Source organism: Paraburkholderia sp. BCC1876 (genome assembly GCF_902833695.1).
Taxonomy (GTDB): Bacteria; Pseudomonadota; Gammaproteobacteria; order Burkholderiales; family Burkholderiaceae; genus Paraburkholderia.
Map to the genome: position 1 here is coordinate 378,647 of NZ_CADFGI010000006.1, position 24,169 is coordinate 402,815.

Consider the following 24,169-nt stretch of genomic DNA (forward strand, 5'->3'; position numbering starts at 1 on the left):
TTGCGCGCCGCGCGCTCCGGCTGATTAGCCGATGCGCACGAGCTGCGCCTTGAAATACTCGCGGCGTTCGGCATAGCTTGCCGTGCCGCGCTGCATATTGGCGATATCCGTTTCGTTCAGTTCGCGCACCACTTTGGCGGGCGCGCCGAGAATCAGCGAATTGTCGGGAAACACTTTGCCCTCGGTGACGATGGCGCCCGCTCCGACCAGACAGTTGCGGCCGATTACCGCACCATTCAAGACCACCGCCTGAATTCCGATCAGCGAGCCTTCCTTGATCGTGCAGCCGTGCAGCATGACCTGATGGCCGATCGTGACGTTCTGCTCGATGGTGAGCGGAAAACCGGGGTCGGTGTGCAGCACCGAGTTCTCCTGCACGTTGCTGCCGGTGCCGATCGTGATCGGCTCGTTGTCGCCCCGAAGCGTCGCGCCGAACCAGACGCTGGCATTGGCCTCGAGCGTCACATTGCCGATGATGTTCGCCGAATCCGCGACGAACACGCTTTCGTGGATGGTCGGTGCGGCGTCGCCGAGCTTGTAAATGGTCACAGTGTCTCCTGTCGGGCCGGCGTTGGCGCGTTCGCGCTGACGCCGGTCCCATGCATCGTTGCTGTTGATCGGTCGCTGCGCGCGCTGGATGGGCCGCAAGCCTTCTGGCATGCCGGGTTTGCCCGGCTCGTGCCGCTTCGCCAGCGCGGTGGGCGCGCTGGATTGTCGAATCGAGTATTGTAAACGGTTGTGTGGTTGGGGTGCCTGAGTGCGTCGAAGCGCGCTTGGCCCGTTGCTTTGCCGTTGTCGTCCGTCGTTCCGATCACCTGTCCGTCTGCCGATCCGCTTGCCATGATGTTTGCCGCCTCGTCCGCTTTGTCTGCTTCGTCCATTCCGCTGGTTTCACCGGGTTTGGTGCCCGCTCAGTCGTCTGGTGCACCGTCTGCGGCTCATGACGGTGCTCCGGAGGCCGGCGAGGCATGCGTCGGCGTTCTGGCGTATTGCGCGCGCACCGCGGCGCTTGCCGCGCTGCGCGAAGCCGATCCTGTGATCAAGGCCGCAGCCGCTCGCACGCTTTACACCGACGTGCTCGAAGGCCGCGCCACTTGCTCCGCGCACCTCGAACTCACCGAGCCCGAGGGCTTGCCGGGCCGTCCCGCGCGGCCCGAACTGGTCGATCCGCGTCAGTTGAAGCGGCGCAGCATGCAATCGCCGCAAGGTCGCGCCGTTCTGCTGCATGCGCTCGCGCACATCGAATTCAACGCGATCAATCTCGCGCTCGACGCCGTCTGGCGCTTTTCCGGCATGCCGGCCGCGTTTTACGTCGACTGGCTCAAAGTCGCCGCCGAAGAGGCGTATCACTTCTCGCTGCTGAGCGCGCGTCTCGCGGAATACGGCCACGTGTACGGCGATTTTCCCGCGCACGACGGCCTGTGGGACATGTGCGAGCGCACGCGCGGCGACGTGCTGGCGCGCATGGCGCTGGTGCCGCGCACCCTCGAGGCGCGTGGCCTCGACGCGTCGCCGCCGATCCGCGCGCGACTGCAGCAGGCGGGCGATCAGGCATCGGCAGCGATTCTCGATGTGATCCTGCGCGACGAGATTGGCCATGTACTGATCGGCAACCGCTGGTTCCGTCATTTGTGCGAGGGCGGGGCGCTCGATCCGCATGAGACCTACGCGCGCCTTGCCGACCAGTATCACGCACCGAAATTACGCGGTCCGTTCAATTTCGAAGCGCGCCGCGAGGCCGGTTTCGATGAGGCGGAGCTAGCCGCGCTGACGGTGCTGGCGGGGCTCGATGCGAGTTCGGGGTCGTCTGCGGAAGCGGTGGTGTTGACAGAGCGGCCTGAGGCGGAGGGGTGACGGTGAAGCCGGCAGCCTTACCGGCAGCCACGCCAACAACCACGCAGACAACTGCGGAGGCAACTGCGCCAGCAACCTTGCCAACAACGCCGCAGGCAACCACGGCGACGCCGCCGCCGCCAACCCCGCTGGCAATCCCAGCCGCCACCGCCACATCCCCGAGCGCTTCTTCCAACCCATGCCCCGCGCATAATCCCGCTATCTCGTTATAATCGAACGACCATTCTTTTTTCGGGCGAGCCGCTCATGACCACCTCCCAGTCTGAATTCGTCGCTGTGCGCGGCATCCGTCTGCATGTGCGCCGCTGGGGCAATCCGGACGCGCCGATCCTGTTCATGCTGCACGGCTGGATGGACGTGGCGGCGTCGTTCCAGTTCGTCGTCGACGCGCTGGGTGGCGACTGGCAGGTGATCGCGCCCGACATGCGCGGCTTCGGCCTGTCGGACTGGCCGGTCGCGGAGCAGGGCGGCGGCAACTACTGGGTGCAGGACTATCTCGCCGATCTCGACGCGCTGCTCGATCACTACGCGTCGACCGGCGAGGTGAATCTCGTCGGCCACAGCATGGGCGCCAATATCGTGTGCCTGTACGCGGGTGTTCGGCCGGAGCGGGTGCGGCGGGTAATCGACCTGGAGGGCTTCGGACTCGCGCCGTCGCACGCGGCGCAAGCACCGAAGCGCTTGCGCAACTGGCTCGACGACTTGCGCGATCCGCCGCAACTGAAGCGCTACGCGTCGCTCGACGACGTCGCCGCGCGCCTGATCAAGACCAATCCGCGGCTCGCGCCGCAGCGCGCACAGTTTCTCGCCCAGCACTGGTCGAAGCCGGATGGCGAAGGGCGCTTCATGTTGCTCGCCGATCCGGCGCACAAGCTGCGCGGCCCGACGCTGTACCGCCTGGATGAAGTGATGGCGGTCTGGCGCAAGGTGAGCGCGAAGGTGCTGCATGTCGAGGCCGCCGGTTCGCCGACGCTCGCGCAGATTGCCGGCGAGATACCGCTCGACGAATTCAAGGCGCGTTTTCAGGCGTTCCCGAACTGGCGGGAAAAGATCATCGACGAAGCGGGGCACATGGTGCACCACGACCAGCCGGAGCAGGTCGCCGCGCTGATCGAGGGCTTCTGCGCGTAGGGCGTGAGGGCGCAAGGGCGTAGGCGGCGAGGCATCCCGCCCACGAGATAGCGCTGCGCCCACTTACTGCGTTGCAGTAAAATAGTCGTAGATCCCTTTGAATACGACGATGAACGCCGACCTCCACTGTCACTCCACCGTTTCCGACGGCCAATTCGCGCCGGCCGACGTCGCGCGCCGCGCGCACGCGGGCGGCGTGACGCTGTGGGCGCTGACCGATCACGACGAACTGGGCGGCCAGCGCGAAGCGCGCAGCACGGCTGAGGCGCTCGGCATGAAGTACCTGAGCGGCGTCGAGATTTCAGTGACGTGGGCGTCGCGCACGGTGCACATCGTCGGGCTGGGTATCGATCCGACCAGTTCGATCCTGATCGACGGTCTCGCGCGCACCCGCAGCGGGCGCGCCGCGCGCGCCGAAGCGATCGGCGAACAACTCGCCACGCTCGGCGTGCCGAATGCCTACGAAGGCGCGCTCAAATACGTGTCGAACCCGGACATGATTTCGCGCACGCATTTCGCACGCTTCATGGTCGAAAGCGGTTATTGCACTTCCACACAAGACGTCTTCACCCGCTATCTCGGCGACGGCAAGGCGGGCTTCGTGCCGCACCGCTGGGCCAGGCTGAGCCATGCGGTCGGCTGGATCCAGGCCGCCGGCGGCGAGGCCGTGGTCGCGCATCCGGGTCGCTACGAGTACTCGCCGGTCGAATTCGACGCGTTTTTCGCCGAATTCATCGATCTTGGCGGCAAGGCGATCGAAGTGGTGACCGGCAGCCACACGCCCGATCAGTACCGCGAATATGCGGACGTCGCGCGCCGCTTCGGTTTCGAGGCATCGCGCGGGTCCGATTTCCACGCACCCGGCGAAGGCCGCGTCGACCTCGGCACGCTGCCGCCGCTGCCTTCCGACCTCAAGCCCGTCTGGGAACGCTGGCTGTGATCGCGCGCCGTGCCCTGGCGGCACGTCGTCCGCGAGAGCCGGCCCGGGTGCGCTGCCGTCCGGTTCCGCGGTTCGCCGCGCTGTTCACTGCGTTGTTCGCTGCACTGTTCGCTTCCTCCGCCGGCGCGGTCGTCCGATCCTCAGTCCGCCCTTCGCTTGCAACCCGCATTTCGCAACTCAGCCGCGCTTTCCAACGTGGTTTCCACGACGTGTTCCCGTGGATTCCGCGCGTCCCCAAGTAGCCACAGTTAGCGATCATGTCCCAATACTTCCGGCTTCATCCTGACAATCCCCAGCCGCGCCTCGTCAAACAGGCCGTGCAGATCATCAAAGACGGCGGCGTGGTCGCCTTGCCGACCGATTCGAGCTACGCGCTTGCCTGTCATCTCGACGACAAGGACGCGGTCGAGCGTCTGCGCCGCATTCGCGGACTCGACGAAAAGCAGCTGCTGTCGCTGCTGGTGCGCGACCTGTCGGAACTGGCGAACTTCGCGATGGTCGACAACCGCCAGTACCGGCTGATCAAATCGGTGACGCCGGGTCCGTACGTGTTCGTGCTGCAAGCCACCAAAGAAGTACCGCGGCGCCTGTCGCACCCATCGCGCAAGACCATTGGCCTGCGGGTGCCGGATCACGCGATCACGCTGGCGATTCTCGAAGAACTCGGCCAGCCGCTGCTCGGCTCCACGCTGATCATGCCTGGCGAGACCGAGCCGCTGAACGAGCCGGAAGAAATCCGCGAGCGGCTGGAAAAACAGCTGGACCTGGTGATCGACGGCGGCCCCTGCATCTGCGAGCCGTCGACCGTGATCGACCTGACCGGCGCGGCGCCGGTGCTGGTGCGGCCCGGGCGCGGCTCGCTCGCGCCGTTCGGGCTCGAAGAAACGGCATGATGGAAAGCGGACAGACGCCCGCCAGCGCGTTGTTACAATAGCGAGTTATGGATTCTTCCCTGATACAAACCATTGCGGTGTACGCGCTGCCGGTGATTTTCGCCATCACGCTGCATGAGGCCGCGCATGGCTACGTCGCGCGCTGGCTCGGCGACAACACCGCGTACGTGCTCGGCCGCGTCTCCATCAATCCGATGCGGCACATCGACCCGCTCGGCACGATCGCGATTCCGTTGCTGCTGTATTTCGCCACCAGCGGTGCGTTCATGTTCGGCTACGCGAAGCCGGTGCCGGTCGCCTTCGGCAATCTGCGCAATCCGCGCTGGGGCAGTCTGTGGGTCGCGGCGGCGGGGCCGGCGTGCAATTTCGTGCAGGCGCTGGTGTGGTACATCGTGTTCGTGACGCTGCTCGGTCTGAATGTCGACGAGGCGTTTTTCATCGGTATGGCGAAAGCCGGTGTCTATTTCAACCTCGTGCTCGGCGTGCTGAACCTGTTCCCACTGCCCCCGCTCGACGGCGGCCGCGTGCTGCTGGCGCTGTTGCCGCCGCGCCAGTCGATCGCGTTGTCGCGAATCGAGCCGTACGGTTTCTTCATCGTGATGGCATTGGTGATGACGGGCACGCTGTCGCGCTACTGGCTGAATCCGCTCGTGAATATTGGCTACGGCGCGATTACGGCGATCATGTCCCCACTCGTTTCGCTTTTTTAAAGAACCATGTTCCCAGACCGTATCTTTTCCGGCATGCGGCCCACCGGATCGCTGCACCTCGGCCACTATCACGGTGTGCTGAAAAACTGGGTACGGCTGCAATCCGAGTACCCGTGTTTCTTCTGTGTGGTCGACTGGCATGCGCTGACCACGCACTACGAAACGCCCGAGGTGATCGAGAAGAACGTGTGGGACGTCCTGATCGACTGGCTCGCTTCCGGCATCGATCCGGCGCAGGCTACGCTGTTCATCCAGAGCAAGGTGCCCGAGCACGCGGAGCTCGCGCTGTTGCTGGGCATGAGCACGCCGCTCGGCTGGCTCGAACGCGTGCCGACCTACAAGGAGCAGCAGGAGAAGCTGAAGGACAAGGACCTGTCCACCTACGGCTTTCTCGGCTATCCGGTGCTGATGGCGGCGGACATTCTGCTGTATCGCGGCTCGCTGGTGCCGGTCGGTGAAGATCAGGTGCCGCACGTCGAAATGACGCGCGAAATCGCTCGCCGTTTCAACTATCTGTACGGCCGCGAACCGGGCTTCGAAGTGAAGGCCAACGAGGCGGCGAAAAAGCTCGGCGGCAAGCGCTCCAAGCTCTATCACGAGCTGCGCAACGCGTATCAGCAGGAAGGCGACGACGAAGCGCTCGAACAGGCGCGCGCCATGTTGCAGGAATCGCAGAGCCTGTCGATGAGCGATCGCGAGCGTCTGTTCGGCTATCTCGAAGGCTCGCGCAAGATCATCCTCGTCGAGCCGCAGGCCATGCTGACCGAGGCGTCGCGTATGCCGGGCCTCGACGGCCAGAAGATGTCGAAGTCGTACGGCAACACGATCGGTTTGCGCGAAGACGCGGAAACCATCACGAAGAAAGTCCGCACCATGCCGACCGACCCGGCCCGCGTGCGCCGCACCGATCCGGGCGATCCGGACAAGTGCCCGGTCTGGCAACTGCACCAGGTCTACACGAACGACACCACGCACCAGTGGGTCGAGCAGGGTTGCCGGACGGCGGGCATTGGTTGTCTCGAGTGCAAGCAGCCGGTGATCGAAGGGATTCTGCGCGAACAGCAACCCATGCTCGAGCGCGCCCAGAAGTACATGGACGACCCGTCGCTGTTGCGCGCGATCGTCGCCGACGGCTGCGACAAAGCCCGCCGATTCGCCACGGAAACGATGCGCGACGTCCGCGAGGCGATGGGTCTGTCGTACAACTGAGCGGACGTCGAACCGATGAGCACTCCCGTCGCAGCCATGCATGGATCGGGCGAGCCGTCGCGCTGGGTGCGCCATTGGGCGCATCTGGTCGCGGCGGGCGGCGCGGTGCTCGATGTCGCGTCGGGGGCGGGGCGGCATGCGCGGCTTTTTGCGTCGCTGGGGCATCCGGTGACCGCCGTCGATCGCGACGCGGCCGCGCTCGACACGATGCGCGACGCGCCGCTGATCACGCCGTTCGTGGCCGACCTCGAAGGCGCCGCCTGGCCGTTACCCGGCAACGCGAAATTCGCCGCCGTGATCGTGACCAACTATCTGCATCGCGCACTGTTTCCGCAGTTGTTGGATGCGCTCGCACCGGGTGGCGTACTGGTTTACGAGACCTTCGCGCAAGGAAACGAACGCGTCGGCAAACCCTCTAATCCGGCGTTTCTACTCGTGCCCGGCGAGCTGCTCGAGGTCGTGCGCGGCCGGCTCCGGGTCGTCGCTTTTCAAGACGGTTTTCTCGCGCAGCCGCGCCCGGCTTACGTCCAGCGCATCTGCGCAATTCTGGAGGCGGAGCGTTCAGCCGACCCCGCGCAGGCGGCACCCCCGCCTTGTTACGAGTTGGCTGGCTAATCCGCTACAATCGCGGTTTACCTGATCAAATTCATGGCGTTTCATGACTAACGGCAATCACAGCGGCACCCACGGCAGCAACGACAGCGTGCAGATTCGCGGCAGCATTCCTGCCATCATTACCCCGATGCTCGAAGACGGCGGCCTCGATTTGCCGGCGTTTCGCAAACTGATCGATTGGCACGTCGCCGAGGGCACCAATGCACTCGTCGTGGTCGGCACGAGCGGTGAGTCGGCTACCTTGTCGGTCGAAGAACACGTGCTGATGGTTAAAACCGCGGTCGAGCACACAGCGGGCCGGATTCCGGTGATCGCGGGCTCGGGCGGCAACTCCACCACCGAAGCCATCGAACTCACGCAGCAAGCCAAAGACGTCGGCGCGGACGCTACGTTGCAGGTCGTGCCGTACTACAACAAGCCGACTCAGGAAGGCATCTATCGCCACTTCGCGAAGATCGCCGAAACCGTCGATCTGCCGGTGATCCTGTACAACGTGCCGGGCCGTACCGTTGCCGACATGAGCAACGAAACGATTCTGCGTTGCGCGCAGGTGCCGGGCATCATCGGTGTGAAGGAAGCGACCGGCAACATCGACCGCGCCGCGCATCTGATCAAGTCGGCGCCCGCGCACTTCGGCATCTACAGCGGCGACGATCCCACCGCGATCGCGCTGATGCTGCTCGGCGGCCACGGCAATATTTCGGTCACCGCGAACGTCGCACCGCGCGCCATGAGTGAGTTGTGCAAGGCCGCGCTCGCCGCGGACGCGAAGACCGCGCGCGAAATTCATCTGAAACTCCTGTCGCTGCATAAGAACCTGTTCATCGAATCGAATCCGATTCCGGCGAAATGGGCGTTGCAGCAATTGGGTCGTGTGCAGGGCGGAATCCGCCTGCCGCTTACGCCGCTCGACGCGCAATACCACGAAGTGGTGCGTGGCGCGCTGCGCGAAGCGGGTCTGTTGGGCTAAGCGGATCGACCGCGGCACCCACCAGCGCCAACGAAAGCCTGCTACCGGCACTCCCTTAACCGACGTCGATCCAGCCCACGTTCCCTGCACACAGAACCAGGCACCGCGTTCCAGCATCACGAAGGACCTCATGAAACGTTCCGCACTTTCCCTCCACGCAACCCGCATGGCGGCGCTGGCGCTTGCCCTGGTGACGCTCGCCGGCTGTGACACGCTGAACGACTGGTTCGCTTCCGACCGCGTCAACTACAAGGGCGCCGGCAGCGCGCCGCCGCTCGCCGTTCCGAACGATCTCAGCACCACCAAGACCGACGAGCGCTACGTCGCGCCGCCGACCAATCTGGCCCTGGGCGGCGCGCCGACGCGCGCAATCACGGCGGCGGGCAATGCCACCGAAGGTCAGCCGAGCGCGCAAGATCCGCTCGGCATGCATATCGAGCGCGACGGCGATCGCCGCTGGCTGGTGGTCGACGGCCGCTCGCCGGAACAACTGTGGCCGCAACTGCAGGAGTTTTGGCAGGAAAACGGCTTCGCGCTGAAAACCGACGCGCCGGCCACCGGCATCATGACGACCGACTGGGCGGAAAACCGCGCCAATATTCCGGACGACTGGTTCCGTCGTACGGTCGGCAAGGTGATCGACTTCGCGTATTCGTCGGGCACCCGCGACAGCTTCCGCACGCTCGTGTCGCGCGCACCGGGGGACACCACGGACATCTCGATCACGCACAGCGCGATGGAAGAAATGCTGACGGGGCAGGACAAGACGTCGTCGCGTTGGGAAGAGCGTCCGCGTGACCCGGCGCTCGAAGCGCTGTTCCTCACCAAGCTGATGCAGAAGTTCGGCCTGACCGAAGCGCAGTCGAAGCAACTGCTGACCGATGCGCGTCCGGCTGTCGCACCGGCCACGATCGACCAGAGCGCGGGCACGTCGACGCTCGACCTGCCGGAGTCGTTTGACCGTGCCTGGCTGCGTGTGGGCCTTGCGCTCGACCGCACCAACTTCGCTGTCGACAACCGCGATCGCGCAAAGGGCATCTACTATGTGCGCTACGCCGACTCGATGCAGGAATTGAAGAAAGAAGGCCTGTTCGGCAAGCTGTTCTACAGCGGCAATTCGGCGAAGAAGCCGGGTCAGGAATTCCTCGTCAACGTACGCTCGAAGGGCGACGCGGTGACGCAGGTGGCCGTGCTGGATGCGAACGGTCAGGTGGACAATTCGTCCGACGCGCAGCGCATCGTGACGCTGCTCCACGCGCAGCTGAACTAAGCGGACCGTGAGGTTCGCAAGTCTCGGCAGCGGTAGTGAAGGAAATGCGTTGCTGGTGGAAGCGCAAAGCGGCGCGACCACCACGCGCGTGCTTCTCGACTGCGGCTTTTCGGCCAAGGAAGTCGAGCGGCGTCTGAACCGGCTTGGCGCGAGCGCCGAAGGTCTCGACGCCATTCTGATTACGCATGAACACAGTGACCACATTGGCGGCGCGCTGACGCTGGCGCGCAAGTGGTCGATTCCGCTGTACATGAGCTGGGGCACCGCCCGTGCGGTAGGCGCCGACGAAGCTGACATCGACTTGCAGGTGCTGTGGGGCGACGAAGCGGTTGCAATCGGCGACCTCAGCATCCTTCCCTATACCGTTCCTCACGACGCCCGCGAGCCGCTGCAGTATGTGCTCTCGAACGGCGCGAGCCGGCTCGGCGTATTGACCGATGTCGGCACGTCCACGCCGCATATCAGCTCCGTGTTGAGCGGTTGCGATGCGCTGGTGCTTGAATGCAATCACGACGTCCAGATGCTGGCGGGCAGCCGCTATCCGCAGTCGCTAAAGGCGCGCATCGGCGGTAATCATGGGCATTTGAACAACGAGGCGGCGGCTGAAATCCTGGCTTCGCTCGACCGCTCGCGTTTGCGACATCTGGTCGCGGCGCATCTGAGCCAGCAGAACAATTCGCCGGAACTGGCGCAGGCCGCGATGGCCGGCGTGCTTGGCGCGGCGCCGACGGAAGTGGTGGTCGCTACACAGGACGAAGGCTTTGCGTGGTTGAACCTGTAGCGCCAACCCGATAGCGTCGCAACCAACGCGGCAAAGTAAAAAGCCCATAACGATCGCTCGTTATGGGCTTTTTCTTCAAGACGGGCGCCTGAGGCGCCACGCCCTGGGTCAAACTTAGTTGCGGTTGCCGCCGAAGATGCCGAGCAGCGCGAGCAGGTTCACGAACACGTTGTACAGATCCAGGTAGATCGCGAGCGTGGCGGTGATGTAATTCGTTTCACCGCCGTTCACGACGCGCTGGACGTCGAACAGCATGTAGGCCGAGAAGATCACGATGGCCAGCACGGACACGGTGAGCATCAGCGCCGGCAGATGCAGGAACACGTTCGCGACCGAAGCCAGCAGCAGCACGATCACGCCCATGAACAGCCACTTGCCGAGACCCGAAAAGTCGCGCTTGCTGACCGTGGCGATGGTCGCCATCGACGCGAAGATCACACCAGTGCCACCGAAGGCGAGCATGATCAGCGACGGGCCGTTAGAAAAACCGAGCACGAAGCTCAGGATGCGCGACAGCATCAGGCCCATAAAGAACGTGAAGCCGAGCAGTACGAACACGCCCGCCGCGCTGTCTTTGGTCTTCTGGATCGCAAACATGAAGCCGAATGCGATCGCGAAGAACGCCAGCATGCTCATGGCCGGGCTGGTGGCCGCGAACAGTGAAAAGCCGGTGGCGAGGCCAACCCATGCGCCGAGCACGGTCGGAATCATGGACAACGCCAGTAGCCAGTAGGTGTTCCGTAGCACGCGGTTACGCGTTTCGACCGTGCTGACTGCGCCATTGCGGCCAAAGCTATACGGATGATCGTTCATGGTCTCTCCTTACCTCAGAAGCGTGTTGCGTATGGTTGTGAAGCGGTGGTAACGGCGGTGCAGCGGTTGCAGCCGGTCGTGCAGCGAAGGCGGGATTTTTGCCGCCGGTCGCGAAGTACCCAATCCTAAGATTGGCGCCGTGGCGGGGAGTTTCAATGCCCAGAAAATACCCGCACAACCAACGCTACCAGTATTCGGAAACTCCTGCCTGGAGTCTTTCAATGCTGTAAGGGTTCAATCGCAATCATACACGGGAACATGCTACAATAGCGGATTCATTTGAATCTGTAACCTCTTAATTTTTTGGAGTTTTTATGGCGATCGAACGCACCCTGTCGATTATCAAGCCGGACGCAGTGGCCAAGAATGTGATCGGCCAGATCTACAGCCGTTTCGAAAACGCTGGTCTGAAGATCGTGGCTTCGCGCATGGTTCATCTGTCGCGCGCCGACGCTGAGAAGTTCTACGCTGTGCACGCTGCACGCCCGTTCTTCAAGGACCTCGTCGACTTCATGATTTCGGGCCCGGTGGTCGTGCAAGCGCTGGAAGGCGAAAACGCGATCCTGAAGCACCGTGACCTGATGGGCGCAACGGACCCGAAGAAGGCAGAAAAGGGCACGATCCGCGCCGATTTCGCCGACAGCATCGACGCTAACGCGGTGCACGGTTCGGACGCTTCGGAAACGGCAGCAGTTGAAATCGCTTTCTTCTTCCCGCAAGTGAACGTTTACTCGCGTTAAGTCCTGCCGTTGCGGGCGGTCCGTGCAGCCGAAACTGATTTATCGCACGAATCGTCCGGCAAAGTAGTAAGGTAAAAGCAGCAGGAATGGGCGCGAACGGCATTGCGTTCATGCAGCTTGTTGCATGAACGTAGTCTCGCACTGAAATGGCAGGATTCGATATGACGAGCAGTTCCACCGTCAACCTTCTCGACCTCGACGCCCAAGGGCTCGTCGCTTACTGCGACAGCCTGGGCGAGAAGCCGTTTCGCGCCAAGCAATTGCAGCGCTGGATTCACCAGTACAACGCTGCCGACTTCGACGGCATGACCGATCTCGCGAAGTCCTTGCGCGAAAAGCTCAAAGGGCGCGCCACGATCTCGATGCCGGGCATCGTCAGCGACCATATTTCGACCGACGGCACACGCAAGTGGCTGATCGACGTCGGCAACAGCAACGCGGTCGAAACCGTCTACATCCCGGAAGAAACGCGCGGCACGTTGTGCGTATCGTCGCAGGCCGGGTGCGCGGTCAACTGCCGTTTCTGTTCGACCGGCAAGCAGGGTTTCTCCCGCAATCTCTCTACCGCTGAAATCATCGGCCAGTTACGCATGGCCGAATTCGCGCTGCGCGCCACGCGCGGTGGGGACGGCGGCCGCGCCACGGGTGGTGACGGCAAGGGCGATCGCGTCGTCACGAACGTCGTGATGATGGGTATGGGCGAGCCGCTGCTGAACTACGACGCAGTCGTGCCGGCCATGCGCCTGATGCTCGACGACAACGCTTACGGCCTGTCGCGCCGGCGCGTCACGCTGTCCACGTCGGGCGTCGTGCCGATGATGGACCGGCTCGGCGCCGATCTGCCGGTAGCGCTCGCCGTGTCGTTGCACGCACCGAGCGATCCGCTGCGCGACATGCTGGTGCCGCTGAACAAGAAGTACCCGCTGCGCGAACTGATGGCCGCTTGTCAGCGCTATCTGAAAGTCGCGCCGCGCGATTTCATTACGTTCGAATATTGCATGCTCGACGGTGTGAACGACAGCGAGGCGCAAGCGCGCGAATTGCTGGCCGTCACGCGCGACGTCCCGTGCAAGTTCAATCTGATTCCGTTCAATCCGTTCCCCGAATCGGGCCTTTTCCGCTCGAAGCCGGAACAGATCAAACGGTTTGCACAAGTGTTGATGGACGCGGGCGTCGTCACCACGGTGCGCAAAACACGCGGCGACGATATCGACGCAGCCTGCGGTCAGTTGGCCGGTGCGGTGCAAGACCGCACGCGCCTCGCTGAGCGCACCGGGAAGGCGGCGAAGATTATCGAGGTTCGGGCCGTGTAATCGTTCGGGCGGGCAGGGTGCCGGCGTTCGGTGGAGTGTTTCCTCGAACGTGCAGAAAGGGGCCTTGCCACCCACGATTGAAAAGAAAGTTTGCAGAAGCGATCGGAAGCGGCACACAAGGCCGCACATTTTGTTATAAACGGTCTGCGATTCGGGCGTGAGGCGTGAGCCCGTCCGAATGGCACGAGTTAAAAAGAATCGACGCGAAAGGATTTGGGATGAGTGAGCCGCAGCACCCGCAGCCGCAGGACACAGACACGAACGAAGGCCATCCGGCGCCGGTCGCACGGGCGGTGGTGCAGCCCGTTGTGCAGCCGGGCTTGGATTCGTTGGCGGCAGTTGGCGCGCGCTTGACCCAGTTGCGTGAGTCGAAAGGCTGGACGATCGAGGACGTGTCCGCGCGTCTGAAAGTCTCCGTCGTCAAGTTGCGTGCGCTCGAATCGGGCGACATCAGCCACTTGCCGGATACGACCTTCGCGCTCGGCGTCGTGCGCAGCTATGCGAAGATGCTGGGCGCCGATCCCACGCCGTTCACGCAGGCCTTGCGTCGCGAGAAGGGTGTGCCTGCGCCGGACCTGTCGATGCCTGCATCGTCGGGCAAAGATTTGCCGCGCGGCAAGGTGTCGCTGTCGCTCGGCGGAAGTGGGCAAAAGAGCCGTTCGTGGTTATGGGGCGTGGCGGCGGTGATCGTCGCGGTGATCGCGTTGGGCATGTGGCATACCAACGGCGGCGATTCGTCGGTGTGGCTTGCTCGGTTGAAGGCGAGCGCGAATGGCGCCGCGGGTGGCGCGACCGGTGCATCGGGCGCGGTGGCACAGAGTCAGGCGGCGGGTTCCGACGCCACGACGGAAGAGGCGGCGTCCGCACCGGACACGCAAGCCGCGGCAGACAGCGCAGCGTCGGGTACGCCGATGCCCGCGCCGTTGGCTACGGGCGCCGCGCCGTCGTCGGCATCGGCCGTGACGGCAACGGCGGCTGCACCCAAGGCGGCTTCGCAGGCGGAGGCTGTTGTCGCACCGGCTGCAAGCGCGCCGGCGGCGATCGTTGCTGACGCATCGTCGGCGGCAGTTGACACGGCGGGCGGCGGCGAGGCGATCGTCGCACTGCGCGTGACGCAAGATAGCTGGTTCAGCGTGCGTGGCAAGGACGGCAAGGAAGTGTTCTCCGGCCTCGTCCACGCGGGCGACACTAAAGAAGTGACGGGCGTGGCGCCGTTCAAGGTCACGCTGGGCAACAAGGCCGGTCTTGAGTCTTTGACGCTCGACGGCCAACCGGTTGATCCGGCCAAATATTCGGCAGCTAAAGGTAACGTGGCGCGCTTCGCGTTGCCTTGACAGATACGGTGTGCGCCGCGGCCAAACCGGTCCGCGGCGCTTTTTCAATTCAGGCGCTACGTCTTTGTGTGGCGCATGCGGCGTAAATGGGTTTTTCGATGCAATCCGAAGCTCAATCCCAATCCAGTAGCAAGATCGTTTCCAATGAACCGGTGTTCGGCGGCCACGCGGCGCGGCGCAAGTCGCACGCGGTCGACGTCCGTTGGGGGGGGCAGATCGTCACGATCGGTGGCGACGCACCCGTGCGCGTCCAGTCCATGACCAACACGGACACTGCGGACGCAATCGGCACAGCCATCCAGATCAAGGAGCTGGCGCAAGCCGGTTCGGAACTGGTGCGTATCACGGTGAACACGCCGGAAGCGGCTGCGGCCGTGCCGGCCGTGCGCGAGCAGCTCGACCGCATGGGCGTGTCGGTGCCGCTGGTCGGCGACTTCCATTACAACGGCCATTTGCTGTTGCGCGACTATCCCGGGTGCGCGGAGTCGTTGTCCAAGTATCGGATCAATCCGGGCAACGTCGGTCACGGCGCGAAGCGCGACACGCAGTTCGCGCAGATGATCGAAGCGGCGGCGAAGTACGACAAGGCAGTGCGTATCGGCGTCAATTGGGGCAGTCTCGACCAGGACCTGCTCGCGAAAATGATGGACGAAAACGCGGCACGTTCCACGCCGTGGGAAGCGCAAAGCGTGATGTACGAAGCGCTGATCCAGTCGGCGATCGGCTCGGCCGAACGCGCGGTCGAAATCGGCCTGCCGCGTAACAAGATCATTCTGTCGTGCAAGGTCAGCGGCGTGCAGGACCTGATCGCCGTGTATCGCGAACTCGCGCGCCGTTGCGACTTCGCGCTGCATCTTGGCTTGACGGAAGCGGGCATGGGCTCGAAAGGTATCGTCGCGTCGACGGCGGCGCTGTCGGTGCTGTTGCAGCAAGGTATCGGCGACACGATCCGGATCTCGCTGACACCGGAACCGGGCGGCCCGCGTACCGGCGAAGTGATCGTCGGCCAGGAAATTCTGCAGACCATGGGTCTGCGCTCGTTCACGCCGATGGTGATCGCGTGCCCGGGTTGCGGCCGTACTACCAGCACGCTGTTCCAGGAGCTGGCGTCGCAAATCCAGACCTATCTGCGCACGCAGATGCCGGTGTGGCGCGACCAGTATCCTGGCGTCGAGAAGATGCACGTCGCGGTGATGGGCTGCATCGTCAATGGTCCGGGCGAGTCGAAGCAGGCCAATATCGGCATCAGCTTGCCGGGCTCGGGTGAGAATCCGGCCGCGCCGGTGTTTATCGACGGCGAGAAGGTCAAGACGCTGCGCGGCGAGCACATCGCGCAAGAATTCCAGCAAATCGTGAGTGACTACGTCGAGCGCCGCTATGGCCGCGCCGAGGCACTCAACTAAATATCGGCTATCGAAAGACAGATGACTGAACAGAAGAAAAAGCTCGAAAAGTTGTCCGGCGTGAAGGGCATGAACGACATCCTTCCGCAGGAAGCCGGGCTGTGGGAATTTTTTGAAATGACCGTCAAGTCGATGCTGCGTTCGTACGGATACCAGAATATCCGTACGCCGATCGTCGAGCATACGCAGCTGTTCAAGCGCGGTATCGGTGAGGTGACCGACATCGTCGAAAAAGAGATGTACAGCTTTACCGACGCGCTGAACGGCGAGAACCTGACCATGCGCCCGGAAAACACCGCGGCCGTGGTGCGCGCGGCGATCGAACACAACATGCTGTACGACGGCCCGAAGCGCCTGTGGTACGTCGGTCCGATGTTCCGCCATGAGCGTCCGCAGCGCGGCCGTTATCGCCAGTTCCATCAGGTGGGCGTGGAAGCGCTGGGCTTTGCCGGCCCGGACGCCGACGCTGAAATCATCATGATGTGTCAGCGTCTGTGGGACGACCTCGGCTTGATGGGCATCAAGCTCGAACTCAACTCGCTGGGTCTGGCGCATGAACGCGCGGCGCATCGCGTCGAACTGATCGCCTACCTCGAAAAGCACATGGACGTGCTCGACGAAGAAGCGAAACGTCGTCTGTACACGAACCCGCTGCGCGTGCTGGATACGAAGAATCCGGCCATGCAGGAAGTCGCGCAGAACGCGCCGAAGCTGATCGATTTTCTCGGCGAAGAATCGCTCGCGCACTTCGAGGGACTGCAGCGCATTCTGAAAGCGAACAACATTCCGTTCAAGATCAATCCGCGTCTGGTGCGCGGTCTCGATTATTACAATCTGACCGTGTTCGAATGGGTGACTGACAAGCTGGGCGCGCAAGGCACCGTTGCCGCTGGCGGCCGTTACGATCCGCTGATCGAACAGCTCGGCGGCAAGCCGACCGGCGCGTGCGGTTGGGCAATGGGCGTCGAGCGGATTCTCGAGTTGCTGAAAGAAGATCAGCTTGTGCCGGACGACGAAGGTTGCGACGTCTATGTCGTCCATCAGGGCGATGCGGCGCGCGAGCAGGCCTTCATCATCGCCGAACGTTTGCGTGATACGGGTCTCGACGTCATTCTGCATTGCAGCGCCGACGGTCAAACCGCCAGCTTCAAATCGCAGATGAAGCGCGCGGATTCAAGCGGCGCCGCCTTCGCGGTGGTGCTCGGCGAAGACGAAATCGCGAACGGTACGGTCGGCGTCAAAGCGCTGCGCGACACGAGCAACGGCGCGGCTAACGGCGGTAAGAGCGAGCAACAGAACGTGCCCGCCGAAGACTTGACCGAATTTCTAATCAATGCGATGGTTGCAACCGCCGAAGACGGCGACGACTGATCGCGATGTCGTCGAGCCCGTTGGCTCCTGATTGGCTCGACAAGCACACGTATCAAGAAAGAGGAAATCGCCGGGCGATGAGTTACCACGACGAACAAGAATCGATAGAAAGTCTGAAGGCATGGTGGACGCAATGGGGCAATGCAACCACATGGATCGTGCTGGTGGTCCTGGTTGCGGCTGCCGGCTGGAACGGCTGGAATTTCTGGCAACGGCGCCAGGCGGCGGAAGCTGCCGTGCTGTATGACCAGGTTCAGCAAGCAGTGGCCTCGGGCGACAAGGCGAAGGTCACGCGCGTCGCCACCGACATGGAAGACAAGTTCAGCGGCACCGCATATGCGCAGATGACCGCGTTGGGCGCGGCCAAGGCGCTGTACACCGCGGGCGACGAAGCCGGTGCGAAGGCCCAGTTGCAATGGACCATCGATCACGCGAAAGACGACGAGTTCAAGCAGATCGCCAGGTTGCGCCTTGCTTCGCTGCTGCTCGACGACAAGGCTTACGACCAGGGCCTGGCGCTGCTCGCCGAACCTCAGTCCGACGCCTTCAAGGGTCTCGTGGCGAATGGCCGTGGCGACCTGCTGGCCGCCCAGGGCAAGCGTGACGATGCACGCACGGCCTACAAGCTCGCGCTCGACACGCTGTCGAAAACCGATAGCTCGGCACGTCAGTTGATCCAGTTCAAGCTGGATGCACTAGGCGGCTGATCGCGCCGCATGCCACGACCAACCGGTCTCCTTTAATCCATTTCCTGAATGCTTCGTCCACCGATGAATCTGCTGAAACGTTACGCTGTGCCCGTTGCCTGTGCGATGACCGTGCTCACCCTGGCGGCTTGCTCATCCACGAAAGACGAACGCCGCGTGCCGACGCCGCTGACCGAGTTCAAACCCGTGCTCGACGTGCAGCAGGCCTGGAAGGCAAGCGTGGGCAAGGCGGGCCGTTACCTGTTCTCGCCGGTCGCGGTCGGCAACGCGGTGTACGCGGCGGGCGCAAACGGTTCGGTCGCGAAGATCGACGCGCAAACCGGCAAAGACATCTGGCGCGTCAAGTTGCACGACGACCTGTCGGCGGGCGTCGGTAGCGACGGTACGCTGGCTGCGGTCGGCGGTCTGAAGGGTGACGTCTACGTGCTCGGCGCGGACGGCAAGCAGCTGTGGACCGCTAAAGCGCCGGGCGAAATCATCTCGCCGCCGCTAGTCGGCAATGGCCTCGTAGTGGTGCGTACGGTCGACGGTCAGATCGTCGCGTTCAACGCGCAAACCGGCGAGCAGAAGTGGAACTATCGCAACCGCGCGGTGCCGCTCAATCTGCGGGTGTCGTCGGGTATGACGTTCGCGGGCGACGCGGCGGTGCTGGCCGGTTTCCCGGGCGGCTCATTCGCGGCGATCAATCTGCAAACCGGCGACAATTACTGGCAAACGCCGGTGTCGTATCCGAAGGGCGTGACGGAAGTGGAGCGCATCAACGACGTGACCGGTCCGCCCACGCTGGTCGGTTCGGAAACCTGCGCGGTGACGTTCCAGGGCCAGATTGGCTGTTTCGACGCGAACTCGGGCCGTGCGCTGTGGGAAAAAGCCTTCTCGAGCACGAGCGGTCTGGCGCAGGACGATCGCGCGGTCGTCGCGGCTGACGACTGGTCGGTCGTCTCGGCGTTCGACGTCACCAGCGGCGCGCCGCTGTGGAAGAACGACAAGCTGAAGAATCGCGAACTCAGCGTGCCGTACCTGCTGGGCCGCGCCGCTGTGCTGGGCGACTATCAGGGTTACGTGCACTTCCTGTCGCGCGACGACGGCACGCTCGTCGCCCGTGTGAAGACCGACGGCAGCCCGATCACCGCGGCGCCGGTGTTGGCCGGCGACACGCTGGTCGTGTTGACGCACGACGGCGATCTGTACGGCTACCGCCCGCGCTAAGCGCGCAGGCAAGTCGGCGAAGTTGCCGTTCAGCGCGCAGGCCGGCTTTGCCGGCCGTGCGCGTTTCTGTAGAACTCGAGTCGTAGAGCAAGTAGAAGAATCGCGCCGGACTGGCTGGTCCGGCAAGTCGGATCAGGAAATGGTCAACGCGCCGCAGAGGCATCGCGTGCGTGGCCATCGGTGGCTGCTTGCGGCGCCACCGTCGGCGGTTGCTCCGCAGGTCGTCAGAGATTTCGCAGAGCACCGTCAGCTCCCAGGCGTGCGAGCCGTCGAGCAGGAAAGACTGAACCTGGCGGCCCATTAGCGCCGCCCCAACCAGCCAAACTCCCGTCCGCCCGGGTGCGCAAATTGACAGCGTATCCGGGGCCGGTCGAATTCGTGCTAATTTTCGTCAAACGCTGCCGTGTAGCGGCCGCATGGCGTCGCTACGCGGGCGGTCGATTTCGATCCCGCGTTTCACCGTGAACAACATCTGATGAAACCCGTTATTGCCCTCGTCGGGCGCCCCAATGTGGGGAAATCCACGCTATTCAACCGGCTCACGCGTTCGCGTGACGCGCTGGTTGCCGACCTGCCCGGTCTCACCCGCGATCGCCACTATGGCGAAGGGCGCGCTGGCGACCGGCCGTATCTGGTCGTCGATACCGGCGGCTTCGAGCCGGTCGCGAAAGAAGGCATCATGCACGAGATGGCGCGTCAAACCCGCCAGGCGGTCGAGGAATCGGACATCGTCGTGTTCATCTGCGACGGTCGTAACGGCCTTGCGCCGCAGGACAAGACCATCGCCGATTACCTGCGCAAGGTCGGCCGGCCGATTTTCCTCGTCGTCAACAAGGCGGAGGGGATGAAGTACAGCAACGTCGCCGCCGACTTCTACGAACTCGGCCTCGGCGACCCGCGCGCAATTTCGTCCGCGCACGGCGACGGCGTGACCGAAATGATCAACGAAGCGCTCGAGGTCGCGTACGCCGGCCAGCCGGAAGAGAGCGACGAAGAGAAAGCGGCGCATGGCGTGAAGATCGCGATCGTCGGCCGCCCGAACGTGGGCAAGTCGACGTTGATCAATTCACTGGTCGGCGAAGAACGCGTGATTGCGTTCGACATGCCCGGCACCACGCGCGATTCGATCTACGTCGACTTCGAACGCCAGGGCAAACCGTACACGCTGATCGACACGGCCGGCCTGCGCCGTCGCGGCAAAGTGTTCGAGGCGATCGAGAAGTTCTCGGTGGTGAAAACGCTGCAGTCGATCTCCGACGCGAACGTCGTGATCCTGCTGCTCGACGCGCGCCAGGACATCTCCGAACAGGACGCGCACATTGCCGGCTTCGTGGTCGAGCAAGGCCGCGCGCTGGTGGTGGGCGTGAACAAGTGGGACGGACTCGATTCGCATGTACGCGAGCGCACCAAGGCGGACCTCGAGCGCAAACTAAAATTTCTCGACTTTGCCAAATTCCACTTCATTTCCGCGACGGAAAACACGGGGATTGGCCCGCTGATGCGCTCGGTGGACGACGCGTACAAGGCTGCGATGGCCAAGCTGCCGACGCCGAAGCTCACGCGCGCGTTGATCGAGGCCGTGGAGTTCCAGCAACCGCGTCGTCGCGGTCCGGTGCGTCCGAAACTGCGCTATGCGCACCAGGGCGGACAGAACCCGCCGCTCATCGTGATTCACGGCAACGCGCTCGACGCGATCACCGACACGTATAAACGCTACCTCGAAAACCGCTTCCGGGAAACTTTCAAGCTGATTGGGACTCCATTGCGCATAGAGTTCAGATCGTCGACGAACCCTTACGCGGACAAAGGCTGAACTCAGGCTGAAAGCCGCGTGTGTACTGGGTTTGGCCGCCTGGCCAGGCCCGTCGCGCAAAAATGAAAATCGGCTATAGTGTAGCGGTTGACGGCGGATCTCTTTTTCTTCGTCGTCAATTCAGTCAACCTGCAAAAAAATACGGAGTTTGCTATGAGCAACAAAGGGCAATTGTTACAAGACCCGTTTTTGAACGCACTGCGTAAAGAGCATGTGCCGGTGTCGATCTACCTGGTCAACGGCATCAAGCTTCAAGGGAACATCGAATCGTTCGACCAGTACGTCGTGTTGCTCCGGAATACGGTCACCCAGATGGTCTACAAGCACGCAATCTCCACGGTCGTGCCTGCCCGTCCGGTGAATTTCCACCCGGATTCCGAACAGTCCTAACCCCTCGTCGCGGCCGGCGTAGCGTCGCCCGTTGGCGATCACTCCCGGCCGCCTCAATTTTGATACCCTCCAATTTGATCAATGCAGCGCTTGTCGGCATCGACTTCGGTAAGATCGATTTCGAAGCCAGCCTGGAAGAACTCAGCCTGCTCGCGCAAAGCGCGGGCGCGAATCCCTTAGTCACCCTCACCGGGCGCCGTTCCAGTCCGGACGCGAAGATGTTCGTCGGTAGCGGTAAAGCCGAAGAACTGCGTCTCGCGTGTGAGGCGAACGACATCGAACTCGTCATTTTCAATCATGCTCTGGCGCCTGCGCAGCAGCGCAATCTGGAGCAAGCGCTTAATCGGCGCGTGATCGATCGCACCAGCCTGATCCTCGACATTTTTGCGCAACGCGCCCGCAGCCACGAAGGCAAGCTGCAGGTGGAGCTCGCGCAGTTGCAGTATCTGTCGACGCGGCTAATCCGCGCATGGACCCACCTCGAGCGGCAAAAAGGCGGTATCGGTTTGCGCGGTCCTGGTGAAACGCAGCTCGAAACCGACCGCCGTTTGATCGGCGAGCGCATCAAGGCGCTCAAGACGCGGCTCGAAAAATTGCGTCGTCAGCATGGCACGCAGCGCCGCGCGCGCAGCCGTAATCAGACCATGTCGGTATCGCTGGTCGGCTATACGAACGCTGGTAAATCCACGCTGTTCAACGCGCTCACGAAGGCCCAGGCCTACGCCGCCGACCAGTTGTTCGCAACGCTGGATACCACCTCGCGGCGCGTCTATCTGGGCGATGAAGCGGGGCAGGTGGTGGTGTCCGATACGGTCGGCTTCATCCGTGAATTGCCTCACCAACTGGTGGCGGCATTCCGCGCCACGCTCGAGGAAACCATTCACGCCGACCTGCTGTTGCATGTGGTCGACGCGTCGAGCGCGGTGCGCCTCGATCAGATCGATCAGGTGAACGAGGTGTTGCACGCCATCGGCGCGGACAACGTCCGTCAGGTGCTGGTGTTCAACAAGATCGATGCGGTGCCGGAGTTGGCGGCCCGTGGCGACGCGGTTGAGCGGGATGAGTATGGTAATATTTCGCGCGTCTTTTTGAGCGCGCGCACGGGGCAAGGTCTGGATACATTGCGCGCTGCTATCGCTGAGATCGCTACTGCCGAACCTCTTCCCGACACGCATCTCGATCTGTCGGAAGAAGACCGGTCGGCAGCCCCACGCGACGACCGCAAGGTCCCAGAACTCGGGCACTGACCCGTTCCAATTGCACTGACCCGCTGTCTACTCTGGTGAACGAACACAGGTGAACGATTACAACGAGCGGAGTATCTGGCTGCGCATGCGCGCCATGCTTTCACTGAACGATCCGCGCTGGGGCCGGGGCGACGGCAATGGCGACCGGCAACGGCCGAATGAACCCAAGCGTCCTCCGAGCAAAGACGGCGAAGGTCCGCCCGATCTCGACGAAATGTGGCGTGATTTCAACCGTCGTCTGAGCCGCGTGTTCGGCCGCAAGGGCGGCGGTACGGGCGGTGGCCGGCCGGATAATGGCCGCGGCGCACGGATCGGCGTGGGCATCGTGATCGGCGTGCTGGTGGCTGTTTATCTCGGCAGCGGTGTGTTCGTCGTGCAGGACGGACAAGCCGGCGTCGTGATGCAATTCGGCAAGTATCGCTACACCGCGGGGCAGGGTGTGCATTGGCGTCTGCCGTATCCGTTCGAAGCGCATGAGCTCGTCAATATCGGCCAGATCCGTCAGGTCGAGATCGGCCGCAACAACGTGGTGCGTCTCGCCAATGTGAAAGACGCGTCGATGCTCACGCACGACGCGGATATCGTCGACGTGCGCTTCGCGGTCCAGTACCAGGTGCGCAAGCCGACGGACTATCTGTTCCGCAGCACCGATCCCGATCAGAGCGTGATGCAGGCCGCCCAGGCGGCGGTGCGCAGTATCGTCGGTGCGCGCAGCACCAGCGAGGTTCTCGATCAGGATCGCGAAACGATTCGCCAGCAACTGATGGCGTCGATCCAGCAATCCCTGGATGAATATCAGTCGGGCCTCGCGGTGACCGGCGTGACGATTCAGGGTGTGCAGGTGCCCGACCAGGTGCAGGCCGCGTTCGACGACGCCGCCAAGGTGCGTCAGGAAAACGATCGCGCCAAACGTGAAGCGCAGGCCTATGCGGCGGATCTGCTGCCGCGCGCGCAAGCCGACGTGGCGCGTCAGATCGACGAGGCGAAAACCTACAGCGACAAAACCGTCGCTCAGGCGCAAGGCGATGCCGAGCGCTTCAAGCAGGTCTACGCGCAGTACTCGAAAGCGCCCGCTGTGATTCGCGAGCGCATGTACCTGGAAACCATGCAGCAGATCTATTCGAATACGACCAAGGTGTTTGTGGACAGCAAGAGCGGCAATAACGTGCTGTATCTGCCGCTCGACAAGCTAGTCGAGCAGACCCGCCAGCGGGTGGCCGACGCCGCGGCCGCTGCGTCGGGCGCTTCGCCGGCTGCCGCATCGCAAGGGGCGGGTAGTGCCACTTCGCCTTCTGCCGCGCCGTCGGTTGCTCCGTCGGCCGCCGCGCCGGGCAGCGTGGCCTCCGCGCCCGCCGTCGCCGCGACGCCCGCCAGCCAGGCCGCAGCCAGCAGCGATGCGCTGCGTTCACGCGACTCCTTCCGCAGCCGTATGCGCGAAGACGACGTTCAATAAGGA

General features: G+C 63.3%; 23 protein-coding genes. 21 read left to right on the forward strand and 2 right to left on the reverse strand.

Annotation, left to right across the window (positions count from 1 at the left end; translation table 11 throughout):
- Positions 1 to 24: 24 nt before the first annotated feature.
- Positions 25 to 549 carry a gamma carbonic anhydrase family protein gene (locus tag HWY05_RS23435; protein WP_035549129.1) on the reverse strand — a complete coding sequence of 175 codons (525 nt, stop codon included), beginning with the start codon at positions 547 to 549 and terminating at the stop codon, positions 25 to 27.
- Between the two features lie 291 nt (positions 550 to 840).
- Between HWY05_RS23435 and HWY05_RS23440 the strand changes: the two genes are divergently transcribed.
- From HWY05_RS23440 to HWY05_RS23485, 10 genes are all read left to right on the forward strand, one after another.
- A complete protein-coding gene (locus HWY05_RS23440; protein ID WP_244146681.1) occupies positions 841 to 1,854 on the forward strand; it encodes a ferritin-like domain-containing protein in 1,014 nt (337 codons plus the stop codon).
- A 246-nt stretch (positions 1,855 to 2,100) separates the two neighbouring features.
- Positions 2,101 to 2,985 (forward strand): alpha/beta hydrolase, encoded by an 885-nt coding sequence (locus HWY05_RS23445; protein ID WP_176059801.1) that lies wholly within the window; start codon positions 2,101 to 2,103, stop codon positions 2,983 to 2,985.
- Between the two features lie 109 nt (positions 2,986 to 3,094).
- Positions 3,095 to 3,925, forward strand: a complete 831-nt coding sequence (locus tag HWY05_RS23450; protein WP_035546450.1) for a 3',5'-nucleoside bisphosphate phosphatase — start codon at positions 3,095 to 3,097, stop codon at positions 3,923 to 3,925.
- Between the two features lie 257 nt (positions 3,926 to 4,182).
- The gene (locus tag HWY05_RS23455; protein ID WP_035546449.1) at positions 4,183 to 4,818 is read left to right on the forward strand and encodes an L-threonylcarbamoyladenylate synthase; all 636 of its coding nucleotides are present in this window, start codon (positions 4,183 to 4,185) and stop codon (positions 4,816 to 4,818) included.
- A gap of 47 nt (positions 4,819 to 4,865) precedes the next feature.
- On the forward strand, positions 4,866 to 5,528 hold the full coding sequence (locus tag HWY05_RS23460) for a site-2 protease family protein (RefSeq protein ID WP_035546447.1): 663 nt from the start codon (positions 4,866 to 4,868) through the stop codon (positions 5,526 to 5,528).
- Between the two features lie 6 nt (positions 5,529 to 5,534).
- Complete coding sequence (locus HWY05_RS23465) at positions 5,535 to 6,737, forward strand: tryptophan--tRNA ligase (RefSeq protein ID WP_176059802.1); 1,203 nt, start codon at positions 5,535 to 5,537, stop codon at positions 6,735 to 6,737.
- Between the two features lie 15 nt (positions 6,738 to 6,752).
- The gene (locus HWY05_RS23470) at positions 6,753 to 7,352 is read left to right on the forward strand and encodes a class I SAM-dependent methyltransferase (protein WP_176059803.1); all 600 of its coding nucleotides are present in this window, start codon (positions 6,753 to 6,755) and stop codon (positions 7,350 to 7,352) included.
- A 43-nt stretch (positions 7,353 to 7,395) separates the two neighbouring features.
- Positions 7,396 to 8,322 (forward strand): 4-hydroxy-tetrahydrodipicolinate synthase, encoded by a 927-nt coding sequence (gene dapA, locus HWY05_RS23475; protein WP_035546441.1) that lies wholly within the window; start codon positions 7,396 to 7,398, stop codon positions 8,320 to 8,322.
- A 130-nt stretch (positions 8,323 to 8,452) separates the two neighbouring features.
- Positions 8,453 to 9,592: an outer membrane protein assembly factor BamC gene (bamC, locus tag HWY05_RS23480; RefSeq protein ID WP_035546440.1), complete on the forward strand. Its 1,140-nt coding sequence runs from the start codon at positions 8,453 to 8,455 to the stop codon at positions 9,590 to 9,592.
- Positions 9,593 to 9,599: 7 nt separating this feature from the next.
- The gene (locus HWY05_RS23485; RefSeq protein WP_176059804.1) at positions 9,600 to 10,373 is read left to right on the forward strand and encodes an MBL fold metallo-hydrolase; all 774 of its coding nucleotides are present in this window, start codon (positions 9,600 to 9,602) and stop codon (positions 10,371 to 10,373) included.
- Between the two features lie 114 nt (positions 10,374 to 10,487).
- On the opposite strand, the gene HWY05_RS23490 is transcribed toward HWY05_RS23485, so the two are convergent.
- The gene (locus tag HWY05_RS23490) at positions 10,488 to 11,186 is read right to left on the reverse strand and encodes a Bax inhibitor-1/YccA family protein (protein WP_007181342.1); all 699 of its coding nucleotides are present in this window, start codon (positions 11,184 to 11,186) and stop codon (positions 10,488 to 10,490) included.
- Positions 11,187 to 11,500: 314 nt separating this feature from the next.
- On the opposite strand from HWY05_RS23490, the gene ndk reads away from it, so the two are divergent.
- The 11 genes from ndk (at position 11,501) to hflK (ending at position 24,166) form a co-directional block, all read left to right on the forward strand.
- On the forward strand, positions 11,501 to 11,926 hold the full coding sequence (gene ndk, locus HWY05_RS23495) for a nucleoside-diphosphate kinase (RefSeq protein WP_035546436.1): 426 nt from the start codon (positions 11,501 to 11,503) through the stop codon (positions 11,924 to 11,926).
- Positions 11,927 to 12,087: 161 nt separating this feature from the next.
- Entirely contained in the window at positions 12,088 to 13,239 is a 1,152-nt protein-coding gene (gene rlmN / locus HWY05_RS23500) for a 23S rRNA (adenine(2503)-C(2))-methyltransferase RlmN (RefSeq protein ID WP_035546434.1), read from the forward strand.
- A gap of 218 nt (positions 13,240 to 13,457) precedes the next feature.
- Positions 13,458 to 14,573, forward strand: coding sequence for a RodZ domain-containing protein (locus tag HWY05_RS23505; RefSeq protein ID WP_035546432.1), 1,116 nt, complete (start codon positions 13,458 to 13,460; stop codon positions 14,571 to 14,573).
- An 86-nt stretch (positions 14,574 to 14,659) separates the two neighbouring features.
- The gene (ispG, locus tag HWY05_RS23510) at positions 14,660 to 15,976 is read left to right on the forward strand and encodes a flavodoxin-dependent (E)-4-hydroxy-3-methylbut-2-enyl-diphosphate synthase (RefSeq protein ID WP_035546430.1); all 1,317 of its coding nucleotides are present in this window, start codon (positions 14,660 to 14,662) and stop codon (positions 15,974 to 15,976) included.
- A 21-nt stretch (positions 15,977 to 15,997) separates the two neighbouring features.
- Positions 15,998 to 17,347 carry a histidine--tRNA ligase gene (gene hisS, locus HWY05_RS23515; RefSeq protein WP_035546428.1) on the forward strand — a complete coding sequence of 450 codons (1,350 nt, stop codon included), beginning with the start codon at positions 15,998 to 16,000 and terminating at the stop codon, positions 17,345 to 17,347.
- Positions 17,348 to 17,424: 77 nt separating this feature from the next.
- On the forward strand, positions 17,425 to 18,054 hold the full coding sequence (locus HWY05_RS23520) for a tetratricopeptide repeat protein (protein ID WP_176059805.1): 630 nt from the start codon (positions 17,425 to 17,427) through the stop codon (positions 18,052 to 18,054).
- Between the two features lie 63 nt (positions 18,055 to 18,117).
- Entirely contained in the window at positions 18,118 to 19,263 is a 1,146-nt protein-coding gene (bamB, locus tag HWY05_RS23525) for an outer membrane protein assembly factor BamB (RefSeq protein WP_035546424.1), read from the forward strand.
- Positions 19,264 to 19,738: 475 nt separating this feature from the next.
- On the forward strand, positions 19,739 to 21,076 hold the full coding sequence (gene der, locus HWY05_RS23530) for a ribosome biogenesis GTPase Der (protein ID WP_035546423.1): 1,338 nt from the start codon (positions 19,739 to 19,741) through the stop codon (positions 21,074 to 21,076).
- A 153-nt stretch (positions 21,077 to 21,229) separates the two neighbouring features.
- The gene (gene hfq, locus HWY05_RS23535) at positions 21,230 to 21,466 is read left to right on the forward strand and encodes an RNA chaperone Hfq (RefSeq protein ID WP_006051315.1); all 237 of its coding nucleotides are present in this window, start codon (positions 21,230 to 21,232) and stop codon (positions 21,464 to 21,466) included.
- Between the two features lie 74 nt (positions 21,467 to 21,540).
- On the forward strand, positions 21,541 to 22,713 hold the full coding sequence (hflX, locus tag HWY05_RS23540; protein ID WP_035546422.1) for a GTPase HflX: 1,173 nt from the start codon (positions 21,541 to 21,543) through the stop codon (positions 22,711 to 22,713).
- A 49-nt stretch (positions 22,714 to 22,762) separates the two neighbouring features.
- On the forward strand, positions 22,763 to 24,166 hold the full coding sequence (gene hflK / locus HWY05_RS23545) for an FtsH protease activity modulator HflK (protein WP_176059806.1): 1,404 nt from the start codon (positions 22,763 to 22,765) through the stop codon (positions 24,164 to 24,166).
- Positions 24,167 to 24,169: the final 3 nt, after the last annotated feature.